This is a genomic window from Stenotrophomonas sp. 05N423 (assembly GCF_056397145.1).
In genome coordinates this window covers 136,922-151,352 of record NZ_JBFTMV010000006.1, presented here as the reverse complement: position 1 = coordinate 151,352, position 14,431 = coordinate 136,922, and the positions used below count along the sequence as shown (strand labels likewise).

General features: G+C 65.2%; 15 protein-coding genes. 7 read left to right on the top strand and 8 right to left on the bottom strand.

Annotation, left to right across the window (positions count from 1 at the left end; genetic code table 11):
- Positions 1 to 19: 19 nt before the first annotated feature.
- The 3 genes from AC1DGW_RS11570 to ttcA form a co-directional block, all read right to left on the bottom strand.
- Positions 20 to 808 carry a M48 family metallopeptidase gene (locus tag AC1DGW_RS11570; RefSeq protein WP_478022995.1) on the bottom strand — a complete coding sequence of 263 codons (789 nt, stop codon included), beginning with the start codon at positions 806 to 808 and terminating at the stop codon, positions 20 to 22.
- Positions 809 to 860: 52 nt separating this feature from the next.
- Positions 861 to 1,769 carry a recombination-associated protein RdgC gene (locus AC1DGW_RS11565; protein WP_478022993.1) on the bottom strand — a complete coding sequence of 303 codons (909 nt, stop codon included), beginning with the start codon at positions 1,767 to 1,769 and terminating at the stop codon, positions 861 to 863.
- 126 nt (positions 1,770 to 1,895) lie between these two features.
- A complete protein-coding gene (gene ttcA / locus AC1DGW_RS11560; protein ID WP_478022991.1) occupies positions 1,896 to 2,828 on the bottom strand; it encodes a tRNA 2-thiocytidine(32) synthetase TtcA in 933 nt (310 codons plus the stop codon).
- Positions 2,829 to 2,899: 71 nt separating this feature from the next.
- On the opposite strand from ttcA, the gene AC1DGW_RS11555 reads away from it, so the two are divergent.
- On the top strand, positions 2,900 to 3,094 hold the full coding sequence (locus AC1DGW_RS11555) for a YdcH family protein (RefSeq protein WP_478022989.1): 195 nt from the start codon (positions 2,900 to 2,902) through the stop codon (positions 3,092 to 3,094).
- A 73-nt stretch (positions 3,095 to 3,167) separates the two neighbouring features.
- Here AC1DGW_RS11555 and AC1DGW_RS11550 read toward each other — a convergent pair whose 3' ends face one another.
- Together AC1DGW_RS11550 and AC1DGW_RS11545 are read right to left on the bottom strand one after the other, a co-directional pair.
- On the bottom strand, positions 3,168 to 4,292 hold the full coding sequence (locus AC1DGW_RS11550; protein ID WP_478022987.1) for a helix-turn-helix transcriptional regulator: 1,125 nt from the start codon (positions 4,290 to 4,292) through the stop codon (positions 3,168 to 3,170).
- A gap of 48 nt (positions 4,293 to 4,340) precedes the next feature.
- Positions 4,341 to 5,462: a nitrogen regulation protein NR(II) gene (locus AC1DGW_RS11545; RefSeq protein WP_478022985.1), complete on the bottom strand. Its 1,122-nt coding sequence runs from the start codon at positions 5,460 to 5,462 to the stop codon at positions 4,341 to 4,343.
- Positions 5,463 to 5,621: 159 nt separating this feature from the next.
- Here AC1DGW_RS11545 and AC1DGW_RS11540 point away from each other — a divergent pair, with 159 nt between their 5' ends.
- The 6 genes from AC1DGW_RS11540 to AC1DGW_RS11515 all read left to right on the top strand — a co-directional run bounded on the left by AC1DGW_RS11540 (position 5,622) and on the right by AC1DGW_RS11515 (position 9,958).
- Positions 5,622 to 6,356, top strand: a complete 735-nt coding sequence (locus AC1DGW_RS11540; protein WP_478022983.1) for a hypothetical protein — start codon at positions 5,622 to 5,624, stop codon at positions 6,354 to 6,356.
- An 11-nt stretch (positions 6,357 to 6,367) separates the two neighbouring features.
- Positions 6,368 to 7,195: a hypothetical protein gene (locus tag AC1DGW_RS11535; RefSeq protein ID WP_478022981.1), complete on the top strand. Its 828-nt coding sequence runs from the start codon at positions 6,368 to 6,370 to the stop codon at positions 7,193 to 7,195.
- Between the two features lie 48 nt (positions 7,196 to 7,243).
- Positions 7,244 to 7,846: a hypothetical protein gene (locus tag AC1DGW_RS11530; protein ID WP_478022978.1), complete on the top strand. Its 603-nt coding sequence runs from the start codon at positions 7,244 to 7,246 to the stop codon at positions 7,844 to 7,846.
- A gap of 287 nt (positions 7,847 to 8,133) precedes the next feature.
- Positions 8,134 to 8,331, top strand: a complete 198-nt coding sequence (locus AC1DGW_RS11525) for a hypothetical protein (RefSeq protein WP_478022975.1) — start codon at positions 8,134 to 8,136, stop codon at positions 8,329 to 8,331.
- Between the two features lie 206 nt (positions 8,332 to 8,537).
- A complete protein-coding gene (locus AC1DGW_RS11520) occupies positions 8,538 to 9,113 on the top strand; it encodes a hypothetical protein (RefSeq protein WP_478022973.1) in 576 nt (191 codons plus the stop codon).
- Positions 9,110 to 9,958: a hypothetical protein gene (locus AC1DGW_RS11515; protein WP_478022970.1), complete on the top strand. Its 849-nt coding sequence runs from the start codon at positions 9,110 to 9,112 to the stop codon at positions 9,956 to 9,958. The genes AC1DGW_RS11520 and AC1DGW_RS11515 overlap by 4 nt, the downstream gene beginning before the upstream one ends.
- 8 nt (positions 9,959 to 9,966) lie before the next feature.
- On the opposite strand, the gene AC1DGW_RS11510 is transcribed toward AC1DGW_RS11515, so the two are convergent.
- From AC1DGW_RS11510 to AC1DGW_RS11500, 3 genes are read right to left on the bottom strand one after another with little or no spacing between them, the layout of a single operon-like run.
- On the bottom strand, positions 9,967 to 10,680 hold the full coding sequence (locus AC1DGW_RS11510; protein ID WP_478022968.1) for a hypothetical protein: 714 nt from the start codon (positions 10,678 to 10,680) through the stop codon (positions 9,967 to 9,969).
- A gap of 9 nt (positions 10,681 to 10,689) precedes the next feature.
- A complete protein-coding gene (plsB, locus tag AC1DGW_RS11505; RefSeq protein WP_478022966.1) occupies positions 10,690 to 13,305 on the bottom strand; it encodes a glycerol-3-phosphate 1-O-acyltransferase PlsB in 2,616 nt (871 codons plus the stop codon).
- Positions 13,305 to 14,270: a hypothetical protein gene (locus AC1DGW_RS11500; protein ID WP_478022964.1), complete on the bottom strand. Its 966-nt coding sequence runs from the start codon at positions 14,268 to 14,270 to the stop codon at positions 13,305 to 13,307. Before AC1DGW_RS11500 ends, plsB begins: the two co-directional genes overlap by 1 nt.
- Positions 14,271 to 14,431: the final 161 nt, after the last annotated feature.

Here is a 14,431-nt window from a genome sequence, read left to right as displayed (position 1 = left end):
GTCGCGGCTGAAGCCGCTCCTACGGGCTGCCGAGCAGCTGCCGCAGGCTCGCCTTGAGCCGACGGCCGTCCTCGCGCAGGTAGTCGCGCTCCTGCCGCCAATGCGGGAAGCGCGCTTCCACCTCGGCCCAGAATTCCGGCGAATGGTTGGCCTGCATCAGATGGCACAACTCGTGGACCAGCACGTATTCGAATGCCGGGGGCCGCGCCAGCGCCAAGGCCAGGTCCAGCGCCATCGAGCCGTCCGGCGCCAGAGAGCCCCACTGCGAGGACATCACCTTCAACCGCAGCCGCGCAGGCGCGCGCGGCAGCCCCGGCAGGTAGGCCGGCAACCAGCGCCCGACGTCGGCACGCATCTGTGCTTCGTAGAACTCGCGCAGCACGCGGCGCAGCGAGGCGTCGCCGGCCCGTGCCGGCAGCTGGATGCAGGCGCCTCCGGCATCCACCTCGATGCGGGTGAAGCGGCCCTCCTGCCAGCGTACCGGTAGCAGCGCACCGCGCAGCGGCAGCAGGCCGGGTTCGCGCAACGACAGTGCCGGCGCCAGCAGGCCATCGCCGTCGAAACGTGCCAGCTGCTGCTGCAGCCATTGCCGGTTGGCCTGCAGGAAACGCTCGCCGGACACCAGGCTGGCGCGCAGCGGCAGCGTCAGCCGCGCACCGCGTTCATCGACGCTGAGCTTGAGCCGGCGCGCGCGCGGGTCGCGCACGCGCAGCACGTCGATCTCGGCATCGTCCAGGCGCAGCCGCACCGTGTCGCGCTGGATGGTGGGCGCGGCGGGTGCGATCAGGCGGCGGAACAGGTTGGCCATGCGTCCAGCATAGTCCCTGCCCGGTCGCCGGGCAGGTAGGTGGTTTGCCTGTTCAGCTGTCGGCCTTGCTCAGCTTGAACGCCTGCTCCAGCAGCAGGAACAGGCGCCGGATCTCGCCGCTCTGCAGGGCGAAACGCGCGTCGAGCTCGGCGCGGCGGCCTTCCTCGTCGATGTGCTCGAGCTGGTCCAGCGCGCCATCGAGGAACTTGAGCTTGCGCACGATCAGGTCGTCGCCGAGCACGAAGGACAGGTTGTCCTCGAACACCAGCGCCAGCTTGGTGACCTGCTTGCCGGCGTCCAGGTGCTTGTCGATCTCATCGCAACGCAGTTCCTGGTGCTGGCACTTGACCACCGCGCCGCCTTCCACCGGGTCCTTCATCTCGCACTCTTCGCCCAGGCTCAGGCCTTCGGGCAGCGGCTCGCCGGCGATCCACGCGGTCAGGATCGCGCGCGGCGCGACTTCGGCGTTCAGCGGCATCGCCGGGAAGCTGCCGAGCATGCCGCGGATGTCGCTCATCACGTTCTCGCCGGTCTTGCGGCTGGAACTGTCCACCGCGACGTAGCCGTGCTGCAGGTCGAGGAAGGCGTCGGTGCGCGAGCTCTTGACGAAGGCGCGCGGCAGCAGTTCATGCAGCAGATCGTCCTTCAACCGCTTGCGTTCGCGTCCGCCCGGCTTGCGGCCTTCCTTCTCCTCGATTTCCTCGAGCTTTCGCGCCAGCAGGTCGTTGACCACCGCGCCGGGCAGGATCTTCTCCTCGCCGCCGACGGTGAGCCACAGCGCATCGCCGATGCGGTGCGAAAACTGCGCCTTCTCCTCGCGCCCGAACGGCGAGATGAAGCCGCGCGAGCTCATTTCCAGCGCGCCGACCGGCTTGAGCACGACATGCGGCAGCAGGGTATCGACTTCGGAAAAATCGACGGAGGTGGGGAAGCGGAACAGGGTGAGATTCTTGAAAAACATCGGGGATCCGGAAACTGTGAAAGGGGGTGCGGGTTTTTCCATTCTCCCGCCGGGAGAAGGTGCCCGAAGGGCGGATGAGGGGTGGACGAAACCATTGATGCCGGAGGCATCAGGACTCCATCGCCCTCACCCCTCTCCCGGTGGGAGAGGGGCTTCTGGTTCTTCCTGCTTCTCGCCGCCGGCCAGCCAGGCATGCGCATCGGGCAGCGGCGCGCCGTCGCGGCGGCCCAGCGCCAGGAAATCGAACAGGTTCGGATCGGCCATCTGCGAGGGGCGGATGTCGCCCATGGCGCGCGAGACCTGCTCGATGCGGCCGGGGTGCTCCTTCTCCCACTGCTTCATCATCAGCCCGACCTGCCTGCGCTGCAGGTTCTCCTGGCTGCCGCACAGGTTGCACGGGATGATCGGGAACTGGCGCGCCGCCGCGTAGTCGATGATGTCGCTTTCGCGCACGTAGGCCAGCGGGCGGATCACCACGTGCCTGCCGTCGTCGCTGCGCAGCTTGGGCGGCATGCCGGAGATCTTGGCGTGGTGGAACAGGTTCATGAAGAACGTGGCCACCATGTCGTCGCGGTGGTGACCCAGCGCGATCTTGGTGAAGCCGTTCTGCTCGGCGTATTGGTACAGCGCGCCGCGGCGCATGCGCGAGCACAGCGAACACATGGTCTTGCCTTCCGGGATCACCCGGCTGACCACCGAATAAGTGTCCTGCTCGATGATGTGGAACGGCACGCCCAGCCCTGCCAGGTACTCCGGCAGGATGTGCCCGGGAAAACCAGGCTGCTTCTGGTCCAGGTTCACCGCCACCAGTTCGAACGGCACCGGCGCCTTCTTCTGCAGCTGCAGCAGGATGTCCAGCAGGGTGTAGCTGTCCTTGCCGCCGGACAGGCAGACCATGACCTTGTCGCCGGCCTCAATCATGCCGAAGTCGGCGATGGCCTCGCCCACCTGGCGGCGCAGGCGCTTGGCGAGCTTGTGGTGCTCGCGCTCGGCCACGCGCGGATCGCGTGCGCGCGGCGCGGGATCGGGAAGGGGAATGACGGCACTCATCGTGGGCATTCTACCGGCATGGCGGCGCGCCCTCGCGCCTGCCCCGGCAGCCTGTATGCTCGATGTCCATGGAGACCGCCATGACGCCCGCCGAGATCAGCCAGCGCACCGCCGAACTGCGGGCCGAACATCGCAGCCTGGACGAGCGCATCGCCAAGCTGGCGGCCAATCCGGACGACGACCTGGAAGCCAAGCGCCTGAAGAAGCGCAAGCTGCAACTCAAGGACTGCATCGCCCGGCTGGAAAGCATGCTGATTCCGGACGAGCCGGCCTGAAACGGCGCCGGCAAGGCGCATGCGCGGTGCGCTTCGGCCCATCCGCGTTGGCGCGACGCCGGAACGCCGCGGATCATCCGCCGCAGGTGCCAGCCACCGCCGCCACCAGCCGCACCAGGCTCGCCTGCCCACGTTCGCCGGTCTTGTCGTAGATCATTTTCAGCCGGCCCTGCGCCGTTCCCGACGTGATGCCGCACTCCCTGGCGGCCAGCGCGGCATCGGCATTGCGGTAGAGAGACAATGCCAGGCGCGCTTCCGCTTCGGTCAGGCCGAACAGGGTCTGCAGCACCGACTTCAGCGATGGCGGCGCGCGCCGGACCTCGCGCACGAACACCAGCAACGCGCCCTGTTCCCGTGGCGACCATTCCACCAGCCGGTGCGCAGTCAGTATCAGGCCATGGTGTTCGTCGGTGTCGCGCAGGACAAGTCTTTCCACATCTCCACCGAGCAGCCGGCCGTTGCCGCGCAGCGCGCGCTGCAGCAGGCCATGCAGTTCCAGGCCGGCCGCGCCTCTTGCGGCCAGAGTGCCCGCCTCCCACCTCAGCAGGCCGCCATGCAGCAGGGCCTCGCCCGCGGCATTGCCGCGTACGATGCGCAGATCCTCGCCCAGCACGAACATCGCCACCGGCGAAAGCGCCATGGCCTGCTCCAGGGTCTCCACCTGCCGCTCCAGCCCGTGCATGCGCCGCAGCATCGCGTAGACATTGATCCAGTGCGGCGTCAGCGCCCGCAGCAGGCCGAGCTCGGCCTCGTCATATTTCCGTTTCTGGTCGCCGTGGCACAGCGAGAGCGTTACCGAATTGGCGCCATCGAACAGCCCCACCGACGCCACCTGCTGCACGATGCCGAGCCTGCGGTAGTAGGCGTTGTAGAAATCGCTGCGCTGGAATTCGGCACGGGGCAGGAAATCCTCGGTGTTGAGTATCTTGCCAGTACCCAGTTGCGGCGTTACGCGCTGCATCATCGGATCGTCATTCAAGTCCAGCTCGGGCAGCAAGGTGTCCATCAGCCGGGTATCGACACCATGCATGCGGCTGACACTTCCCCGGCCGGCAGCCACGTCGTGGATCAGCACACCTGTGATGTGGCTGTCCGTCGCTTCCGCCAATCGCCGGTTGAAGGTGTCCAGCGCGGAGAAGTCCAGCACCGAGGCATACAACGGCTCCAGCAGTTCGCCCAGCGTGCGCCTGTCAAACATGGCAGGCCTCCCCCGATGCGGGCCGTGTCATCCGCGATCGCACGTGCCTCATTCGCCCACCCGCGCTACCGCCGCCAGCAGGCGCATCAACGCCGGCAGCCCCCGTTCGCCGGTCTTGTCGTACATCAGCTTGATGCGGGTCTGCGCGGTGGAAAGCGCGATACCGCATTCCTGCGCGGCCAAGACCAGGTCGGCATGCTGGTGCAGTGCGCAGGCCAGCGTGGCCTCGGCGGTCGTCAGGCCGAAGAGCTGGCGCAGATCGGTGGCCAACGCCCTGCCCGCCCCCAAGGGCTGCAGAAACAGCACCGCCGCCTGGCCGTCCGCCTGGCCCGCCGCCGCCAACGGATGGACCGATGCGACCAGGGCGCTGCGACCACTCGCGTCCTTCACCATCGCCTTGCCCGCATGACGCACCTGGCGGCCATCCACATGCTGGCCCAGCACCGCTTCCTGCAATACCTGCCGCAGCAGCGGGGCATCGACCAGCGCCTCCGGTCGCCCCTGGTTCAAACGCACCACCTGTCCCTGCCGGAACAACTGCTCGGCCACCGGATTCATCCGGCTCACGCGCAGGGTTCCATCCAGCATCGCCATTGCCAGCGGCGCAAGCTCCACCGCCGTCTCCAGCGTTTCGACCTGCCGCTCCAGCCGGCTCAGCCGACGCTGGATCGCATAGGCGTTGGCCCAGTGCGGCGCCACCTGGCGTACCAGTGCCAGATGCTGCGCGGTATAGGGTGGCAGACGACCCGAACGGCACAGGGTCGCGACAACGACGCCCTCGGCATCGGCCTTGGCGCATAACGCCAGCGACTGCTCCACATCGCCCCGCCGCAGGTATTCGTTGTAGTAGCGGGTGCGCTTGAGCTCGGCGCGGGTAGCCACCGTATCGCTGTCCATGAAGCCGCCCGCCACCATGCGGTGCTGGGCGCGCAGCATCCAGAGATTGTCCGCGGCGTACTCCGTCTCGTAGACCGCCGCCTCCGCCGGATCGGCCCCGAACAGCAGGTCCAGCCGGCCACGGCCATGCCCACTGTCGTGCACCATCACCGCCCCTGTATGGCTGCCGGTGGCCGCGCACAGCGCCGCGCTGAACTCGGCCATGCGCTCCGGCTGCAGCGCAGCCGCATACAGCGGCTCCAGCACCGCCGCCAACCGACGTCCCTGATCCAAGGCCTTCCCCCTGTTGTCAAGCCCCGGCTGGGAGTGTCTTTGGGTTTTGTGGGTGCGGTCAACTGTGGCAAGCAACACGGTGGCGGCAGCTTTCCCATGAAGGGATCGGCTGCACTTCTGGGTACCCGCGCATCACAAAAACGAACTGAGGATACGTCTATGGGTGTTACTCGCTTCATGGCCGTCATTGCATTGGTTATCACCGCGACCGGGTGCGGCACCCTGCCACAGAAGCGCGTGCTCTTTTCGCCACACAACGCGGCGGACGCGGAGCTGTACAGCATGTCCTATCCGGCAACGCTGCGCGCCTCCACTGTCTTCTTCGAAACCAATCCAAATATTCCGGATGCTCATTACGACAAGCTCACATCGCTGCGCAAGCAATTGGCAGAAAAGAGGCGTGCTTTGGCGATTCGTCCCGCTGGAAAGCCCGGTGAACACGAACCATCTCTCCTTATCGGTGAGATCGAGGTTCTAGAGAAGGAAATCCGAATGTTGATGCGTGGCTGGTCACGCCCCCGCATTCTGGCCGAACCGCCCCCGGACATGGCCGAATCGCTGAAATTCCTGTTGAAGCTTGATGCGAACTCCACCGGAAAACCGGGAGGGCAGATTGATGCCAGCACCACCTTGCTGCAAGTCACGCTGGCCGCGGAAAGCGACATAAAACGTCACTTGACCTATCGCCTGAACGAAGCGCTCTTCAACGAACCGGAGATCATGGCCGATAAATATGTCGATCTGTTCAAAGCCATTGTCAACATGAAAGTCGAATCCCCCAGCGCACCGGGGGAGAACCGCGAAAACAACCAGATGGAAACTTCACCCAGCAAGAAGAGTGGAGGAAATTCAAGCGGGCCTGCATCTGATCAGGAGAAGGGAAAATCGAAATGACATCTCGATGCATGAAAAAAATATTCGAGAAAAATCATGGAATGTCAAATATTTTTCTGATCCTGGTATTTTCATCGATCAGCAACACCGCTTACACGCAGGCAATCCGCTTCGTCAAATGCCCAAATGGAGAGGAGTATCCGCGATGCATAGCAAGTGACGAAATCTGCGGGTATAGAGAAAAGCCCACACCGCCTCCGAATCCAAATGCCGGACTCATAATCAGCGCACCATGTCATTATTTGCCAAACGGCGTGCAGATGAAAAGCTGCTGGATCGACGGAGACCATTACTGCAAAGCCCCTAGTGCCGCGGATATTGCTCGTGCCGAGCAGGAAAAGCGCGAGCGTGAAGAAAGGGCCCGGCGGGAGAAGTTGGCAGCCGAACGGAAGCAAGCCGAAATCGCCCACGAAACCCAGCGCCTCGGCAGCCATCGTGAAGCCGAGGCGCGGCGGCTGGTGGAGATGCGCGAGCGGGCGGATGCTGCGCGCAGGGGTAATGGCATGGTGCCAGCCAGCAACTCCCTCGGCACACCTGCTGCCGGCACACCAGCAGACAAACAGTGCAAAACCGAACAAAAGCGAGGCCAAGAAGGATTCGGCCCCGGCCTTCCCATAGAAACACGAAAAGCAGCAGAAGAAAGGCTGCTTGGTGACATAAGACGTGCATGCTCCCAAGGAGGTTATACCATTAGCGGAAGCATGCAATGCAGATCAGCCCGTGTCATTGGCGTTATATCTGGAAAACCCTTCGACAGCTGGGGATGCACCGCCAATTATGTCTGCACTGAACCCGTCGTCAAATGCCCCAGCAAATCAGGAAGAGGCAGCGCCCAGTAACTCCAGCACCCAGCATCAGCACCACATAACCATCAATCACTGAGTCCCATGAAAACATACACCCACCTTCTTGCTGCATCACTTCTTGCAACGGCATCGTTTCCAACGCATGCCCAAGAGCAGACCGTTGAGGGCGCACAGCTATTCCTGCAAAAGGTCTCCGAGCAAGGCTCCACCATTTTCACGATCGGGACAGGAAACAGCGAGTGGAATGAAATAAATGTCCAGTCTTCTTACTGCAGATATCACAGGCAATACACATCTACGGGACTCGATGCCAGCGAACATCGCTGCTCTGACTTCAGGGAAAGCACGTATGTGATCGACGCATACAAACTGACATTGATGGCAGCACTGACACGCTGCACCACACAAGTAAACGCCCCTACCCGTTCGACCAGCACCATATACCCAGACGCCAGCGGAAAAGATTACCGGACGATTCGATTCAACCACATTCCGCAAGCCCCCTTCCAAATTGAATGGGGCAAAGCCGCGGAAATCGAGCAAGATGGATCTTATGTAACCATCAGGGGAATCAACCCCGCACTCCGCTTCCATTTTGCATCCGAAGCCCTAGCCACGCGCATTGCCTTCGCCATGGAATTCTTGCGAACCAGTTGCGATAGCACGTCCGGGACTGGATTTTGAAATGAGAGAGGTAACGGCTCCAGAGACACTTCCAACCGAGGCTCGATGCCAACCCGATTCACCACCACTGCCGGCATGCTGCTTTTTCTCGTGATGCCGCACGCCACTGCCCAAACCTTGCGCTGCGAAATGGAATACAACGGCCCCGATTGGATGCAGGTTTCCCCCGGCGAGAGTTGGCGGGAATGGGAGGAAACGCATGGGGACCGCCGCTGTGTGGCCGGCAGTTGCAAAGCGCGTATCAGGTGGAGCGTTGGGAATGCCGGTTTGGGCCGCAGCGTCATGTGTTGACCTATACCGCCACCGACCAGCGCAACGGCGGGGTCTATCGGCGAGTGGAAACGCTGGAGGTTCGCAGCGGCAAATACCACCGCCGCATCGTCGATGGCAAGCATGTGCCGGATGGTGGCAAACGGTTGATGCTGGAGTTCCGGGGGCGTTGCGAGGCGTGGCTGGGGGAGCCGCTGGAGGATCTTGAGCGTTGATTGCTGGTGCGGATGGTGATTCCGGCTTCACTAGCTGCGTTCACCCGAGTTCCGCTCCCCGGCCCACGCCAGCGGCGCGGGCGTTCCAAGACACGCGCACCAGTGGCGCGCAAGCCGTGCCTTCTCACCCCGGTGGGAGAGGGGCCTTACAGCTACCGCCACCCGCTGCCCCCGCTGGTCGCATTCGTTACCACAGGAGCATCTTCATGGCTTTCTACTCCTTCTTTTTCCGTTCGCTGCTAACGGGCTTGTTGCTAGCCCTGCCCGGCTTGAGCCACGCTGATTCGTGGGCACGGCCCAAGCTGCAGGTGGTGAGCAGCACGGATGGCCGGGCGCTGGCGCGGGTGACGCCCGGCAGTTTCAGCGAGGGCAAGCAGCCGGAGGTGGCGCTGTACTCCTTTGACACGGGCAAAGGCCAATACACCCGCACGGTGCAATTCAAGCTGCGCAATCGGTTGGCACCGGTATTGGTATTGCTGACGGGCCGGAGTGAGTTGGTGACGCTGGACGAATGGGCTGGAGTAGGGCGCGGCACGGTGCTTGCCGTCTATGCGGCGGATGGCAAACCCCGCTTGGAGTTCACCCTTGAGCGACTGTTGGGCGCGGAGACCGCCGGCAAGGCACCGCAATCGGTATCTTCCACATGGTGGCGCTGCCGCAAGCCGCAGTTGAATTGGGATGACAGCGTGCTGCTGGTGGATACCTACGACGACGGCAACCTGCGCGTGGAGCTGGCCACCGGCAAGGTTGAATACGAACCGGGTAACGGAAAATGCACATGAAGCGCAGGAATCTGTTGGCGGTAATGACGGCATTGGCCGTACCCACCGCACACGCGGCGCTGGCACCGGAGTATTACCAGCAGGCACGCGAGCAGGCGCCGCATCACCTGCAGGTGCGGGTGGAGCAGGTGACGCTGCTACGCCGGCAGACGTTGGGAAACTGTGAGGTAGAGGCAAGCGTGCTGCGGGAATTCCGTGGCACGCTGGGCGCAGGCACGCCGCTGCGCTTTACGCTGAACTGCACCGCGCCGGGCGTGCGGCCAATGCCCGGCCCGAATGCCTGGCACGATTACAACGCGCTGAAGGCGACACGCTTCATGGAAGGCTTTTTCCGAGCAAACGGTGTGCCGGTTTACGGGCAACTGGACGCCATTGCGGATGAGCGCGAATGGCCGTGGTGCGAAGCAGAGAGCGGTCGCTGCGATCTGCCGCCGCCGGAGCCGCCGCTGGTGCTGGAATGCAGCACGGTAGGACTGGGCGGTACCGGCAAGCAGGTACGCAGCGGTTGGGTCATCAAGATGGCCGGCCATCGCATGTGGTTCTGGAGCGACATCAAGCATCTGCATGCAGGCGAGAGCCGGCACTGGCAACCGCATCTGTGGGAGCAGCAACGCACGCCAACGCCCTTGCAGTTCGATGGTGATCGCTACACGCAGGTTTCGCACCTGTATTCGGAAGGTGGCGAGCTGCTGACTATGACGCGGTACTTCAGCTACGACCGTTCAACCGGACAGTTCGAAGAGCGCCAGGTAATCCATGAAAATGGTGGCGAAGATCTCGTCCGTGGCACCTGCCAGCCCATCACCGACCCGGAAACGGTGCCAGCTCCGGCTCCCCACCCGTAGCCTGCGGTCTAATCAAAGCCGTAATACACGCCCCACGTGTAATCACGCTGCCGGTGCTCGCACCACTGCTCGAAGGTGGCCCCTTCCGGTTGCCCGCTCCAGCTGAGGAAGTCCTCGACCAGTTGACGCTGCTGCGCAAATACCCGGGCGAGGAACATTTTTTCTTCGTCATCGGGAAGCTGTTCCAGCAGTTGCGCGGCTTCATTCAAGCAGCCCTGTACGAAGGCGGTTTCGTACAGCAGTTCACCCTCCGGCAGGTGATGGGTGGCGAAAGCCACACTGTCGATGAGGTTGCGCAACAGGTAAATGCGCGCGAGTCGTTCCTCTGCATCCAGCGCAACGGCGGCGCGCAGCGCGGCGCGATCCTTGCGCAGGATGCCCAGCCAGCGATGGACGGCCGCATCGCCCGGCGCTTCGCGCAGCCATTCGGCCAGCGCCGGCTCCATCAACCGCTTGGCCAGCGGATGCGGAATGAGGTTATGCACCTGCGGGTGGCGGCGCTGGGTATCCAGCAGCCATTCGACCAGTTGCCTGCGGTTGGCGGGTTCCAAAGCGAGTGCTTCGGCGATGAACTCGTCCAGCGCCGCCTGGGCTTGCTTGCGCAGGCCCGATGCCTTGAGCCGGCAACTGCGTGCGAAAGCCTGCAGGTACGGCAGGCCTTCGGCCTGCGCGGCGATGGCCTCAAGGCCTTCGAATTTTTCCTGGTTCCAGTAGGCCTCCATCACCCGGAATCAGCCCGCCGCCGGCTCCTCCGGCTTCACCGCCTCCGGGCTCACGCGCTCGATGGTGTGGCGCAGTTCGCGGCCGAGGATGAACTTGGCGTCCTTGGCCCAGGCATCGAGGCGCTCGTCGAACAGCAGCTTGCTGTTCTCGTCCGGCCAGACCAGGCGCAGTTCGCGCATCTTCTGGATGAAGCCGCGGAACAGGGTCTTGTCGAAGAACTCCGGCGCGGCCGGGGCGTAGAGCAGGCTCAGGCGCTGCGCGGCCTGCTGGCACAGGCTCTCCAGCTCGGCCGCGCCGAGCACGCCGGGGCCGTTCTTCACCAGCACCGAGATGGCGATGTAGTAGCGCTCGAACGCCTGTTGCAGCGAGTGGCCGATGGCGCGCAGGCGGAATACCTCGTCGGTCTGGCCGGTGCTGCGCGCGAGCATGCCGCCCTCGTCCTCGCCCACCTGCTGCAGCAGGCCTTCGCGCACGAAGACGTTGATGGTCTGCTCGATGCGCGCGGCGAACTCGTCCTCGCTCCACGGCAGGAACAGCTCCTGCTGCAGGAACGGGTACAGCCCGCGGCCAAGCCGCAGCAGGCCGGCGCGGCTCATGCGGCGGTTGTTCTGGAAGCAGCACGCCACCCACGAGGACGCGGTGAACAGGTGCAGCACGTTGTTGCGGAAATAGCTCAGCAGTACCGCGGTGTCGCCGCTGACGCTGAGCACGTCGCCCAGCGGATGCTTGACGCGGGTGAGGACGTTGATCTCCTCGGCGTGGGCGATGATGCGCTCGGGCGAGTGCGGGGTGACCGTCACCCGGTCCGAGTAAGGCATCTCGACCAGCAGCTTCTTGCACAGCTCGATCTGCGCGATCAGGTCGGCCTCGCCCATCGCGTGCTTGGGCGTGGACAACAGCGCCAAGGCCAGCAGATTGATCGGGTTGACGTCGGCGGCGGCATTGACGTGCACGTTGATGTTCTGCGCCAGCGCGTCGACCGTCTTCATCAGCCACGTCGGCTTCTCGTCCTCGGGCACCGGTTGGCCGTCCCATTCGGGCGCATGCTCGGCCAGCACGTCGTTCAACGCGATCGGCTCGCCGAAGTTCACCACCACCTGGCCGTAGTTCTGCTTGAGCACCTTGGGGATGCCCCACAGCAGCGCCCAGATCGATTCCTTCTCCTTCGGCCGGCCGGACAGTTCGTCCAGGTAGCTGTTGCCCTCCATCAGCTTCTCGTAGCCGATGTAGATGGGCTGGAACAGCACCGGCTTGCGCGGCTGGCGCAGGAAGGCGCGCAGGGTCATCGAGATCACGCCGCCCTTGGGCTGCAACAGGCGGCCGGTACGCGAGCGCCCGCCTTCGACGAAGTACTCGATGGAGTAGCCGCCGGAGACCAGCTGCGCCATGTATTCGGAGAACACCGCCGAGTACAGCGGATTGCCGCGGAAACTGCGCCGCGCGAAGAACGCGCCGCCCTTGCGCAGCAGGGTGCCGACCACCGGCAGGTTGAGGTTGATGCCGGCGAAGATGTGCGGCGGCACGATGCCGCGGTCGTACAGCAGGTAGCTCAGCAGCAGGTAGTCCATGTGGCTGCGGTGGCTGGGCACGTAGACGATTTCGTGGCCGGGCGCGGCTTCCTTGAACTTGTCCAGGTGGTGGACCAGCACGCCCGCGTAGATGCGGTTCCAGACATGGCTGAGCAGGAAGCTGGCCGAACGCACCACCGGGGTGGAGTAGTCGGCGGCGATCTCCCAGGCATAGGCCTGCGCCTTCTTCCAGGCGTCGGTGGTCTTGGAATTGTCGCGCTTGGCCTGGACCGCGATGGCCTCGCGCACCGTGTCCGCTTCCAGCACCTTGTCCACCAGCAGGCGGCGGGTGGACAGGTCCGGACCGATGATCGATTCGCGGATGCGACGGAAGTGCGCGCGCAGCACGCGCTGCAGCTTGCGCACCGTGCGCTCCGGCTCCAGTCCTTCCTCCACCGTCTCGCGCAGCGAAATCGGCGCGGCGAAGCGCACGATGCTGTCGCGGCCGTTGAGCAGCACCGCCAGCAGGCGGCGGAAGCGGCCGACCAGCGCCCAGTTTTCCGAGAACAGCACGGCGAACCAGCCGCTCTGCTTGTCCGGGGCGCGGCCGACGAAGATCGACACCGGCACCAGTTGCACGTCCAGCGCCAGGTTGGCGCGGTGCGCCTGCAGCAGCCGGGCCAGCGAATCGGAATGGGTGCGGGCGCCGCGCTGTTCGGGGATCAGCGCGTTGTTGCTCGAGCGCCGGGACAGCGCGACATAGGCACGCTTGCGGCCGGTCGGGTCGCCGGCCAGCGGCACCAGCGGCGACGGCAGGCCGGCGTCGCGGCAGGCCTTGTCCAGGATCAGCGCGTTGGACAGGCCATAGTCCTCCAGCACATAGACCACCGGCTGCGCCGGGTCGTGCTGCAGCTGTTCGGGCTCGATCTTCAGGCCCAACCACGGCTCGATCAGCCGGCCGAGCAGGCGCGCCCACAGCGGGCGACGGCCCTGGCGCACGGGCGGCCGGCCAGCCGGAGTCGGCGGCAGGGGGGCGGCGGCCGGGGCGCTGGCCTCGCCCGACGGCAGGAGTTCGCCCTGTTCGGGCCGGGAATTCTGTTTCGACATCGGCGACATTATGGCTTAGCCGCCGCCGCCGGGCTGTCCCCGGTGTCATCACCGGCATCCGGCGGAGCAGCCGCGCTTTCCTCCGGCGCCGGCGTGGCGGCGCGCGCGGCCGCCAGCACCGCGTCCGCTTCGGCCAGGGTGCGGGCCAGGTACCAGCGTCCCTGGCGGCGCTCCAGCGCCACCTGCAGGTCGATCTCCCTGCCGGCCAACGGGTATTGCACGTGGACGACAGCGCGGTCGCCATCCTGGCTGGCCAGGCCGGTACGCAACTGCGCGACGCTGTCGTCCAGCGACAACCCGTAGCCGGCCAGCACCTGTTTGGTGGCCGCAGCGAACGGCGACAGCCGCTGCAGGCTGCCGGTCATGCCCGCTTCCTGCAGGGCGGCGTCGCTGTCCAGCCCGGTGGCGCGCGCGGCGGTGGTCAGGGTGGCGATGGTCGTGCGGGCCAGCTTGGGATCGGACAGCGGCGCGGCCTGCGCCCAGGCGCTGAGCGCCTTGACCAGCTGCACGTAGTGGGCGCGCTCGTCGTCGCTGTAGTCGCCCTGGTGGCTGATGTACTGCTCGCCGAACAGGCCCAGCGAGTGCGCGGCCTGGCGCACGCTGGCGGTCTGCCCGGCGATCTGCGCCTTGAACGCGCGTTGCAGCCGGGTTTCCGCGTCGGCGGCCGAGAGCGTGGCCAGCAGCGCCGGCAGCTTGTCGTGCAGGGGCAGCTCGTCCAGCGGCCAGCGACTGTGGCCCTGGGCCCAGGCCGTCTCCAGTTCCGCGTACTGCGCCGGCGGCACCGCCGCACGGGCATAGCCGGCCAGGTCGTTGTCGTGCAGGTGCTGGACCAGCTGGCGCACGGCCGCGGCCGGTTCCGTGGCGGCACCCGGCAGGGGTTCCTGTGATCGCCGGCAGCCGGTGGCGAGCACGGCGACGGCGCACAGGGACAGGAACACCAGAAGCGAACGGCTGTGAGATGAACGGCGTGGCATGGCGTCGTTGGTCCTCCCCCGGGGCGGTCGCATCTTGCGGCCTGTCCGGTGACAGCGGCAAGCGGGGGGTGGAAACGGCTTCCCGGCTTCCGGGCATAAAAAAAGAGGCCGCCCCGTTGCCGGTGGCGAACCTCCTCAAACCGGCTGGGCCGGGGACATGT

What these genes read in the sequence shown, in the direction of transcription:
- AC1DGW_RS11535 (WP_478022981.1), top strand. Translation starts at nt 6,368, where the DNA reads ATGAAAAAAATATTCGAGAAAAATCATGGAATGTCAAATATTTTTCTG.
- AC1DGW_RS11550 (WP_478022987.1), bottom strand. Translation starts at nt 4,292, where the DNA reads ATGTTTGACAGGCGCACGCTGGGCGAACTGCTGGAGCCGTTGTATGCC.
- AC1DGW_RS11530 (WP_478022978.1), top strand. Translation starts at nt 7,244, where the DNA reads ATGAAAACATACACCCACCTTCTTGCTGCATCACTTCTTGCAACGGCA.
- AC1DGW_RS11565 (WP_478022993.1), bottom strand. Translation starts at nt 1,769, where the DNA reads ATGTTTTTCAAGAATCTCACCCTGTTCCGCTTCCCCACCTCCGTCGAT.
- AC1DGW_RS11555 (WP_478022989.1), top strand. Translation starts at nt 2,900, where the DNA reads ATGACGCCCGCCGAGATCAGCCAGCGCACCGCCGAACTGCGGGCCGAA.
- AC1DGW_RS11500 (WP_478022964.1), bottom strand. Translation starts at nt 14,270, where the DNA reads ATGCCACGCCGTTCATCTCACAGCCGTTCGCTTCTGGTGTTCCTGTCC.
- AC1DGW_RS11520 (WP_478022973.1), top strand. Translation starts at nt 8,538, where the DNA reads ATGGCTTTCTACTCCTTCTTTTTCCGTTCGCTGCTAACGGGCTTGTTG.
- ttcA (WP_478022991.1), bottom strand. Translation starts at nt 2,828, where the DNA reads ATGCCCACGATGAGTGCCGTCATTCCCCTTCCCGATCCCGCGCCGCGC.
- plsB (WP_478022966.1), bottom strand. Translation starts at nt 13,305, where the DNA reads ATGTCGCCGATGTCGAAACAGAATTCCCGGCCCGAACAGGGCGAACTC.
- AC1DGW_RS11540 (WP_478022983.1), top strand. Translation starts at nt 5,622, where the DNA reads ATGGGTGTTACTCGCTTCATGGCCGTCATTGCATTGGTTATCACCGCG.
- AC1DGW_RS11510 (WP_478022968.1), bottom strand. Translation starts at nt 10,680, where the DNA reads ATGGAGGCCTACTGGAACCAGGAAAAATTCGAAGGCCTTGAGGCCATC.
- AC1DGW_RS11570 (WP_478022995.1), bottom strand. Translation starts at nt 808, where the DNA reads ATGGCCAACCTGTTCCGCCGCCTGATCGCACCCGCCGCGCCCACCATC.
- AC1DGW_RS11515 (WP_478022970.1), top strand. Translation starts at nt 9,110, where the DNA reads ATGAAGCGCAGGAATCTGTTGGCGGTAATGACGGCATTGGCCGTACCC.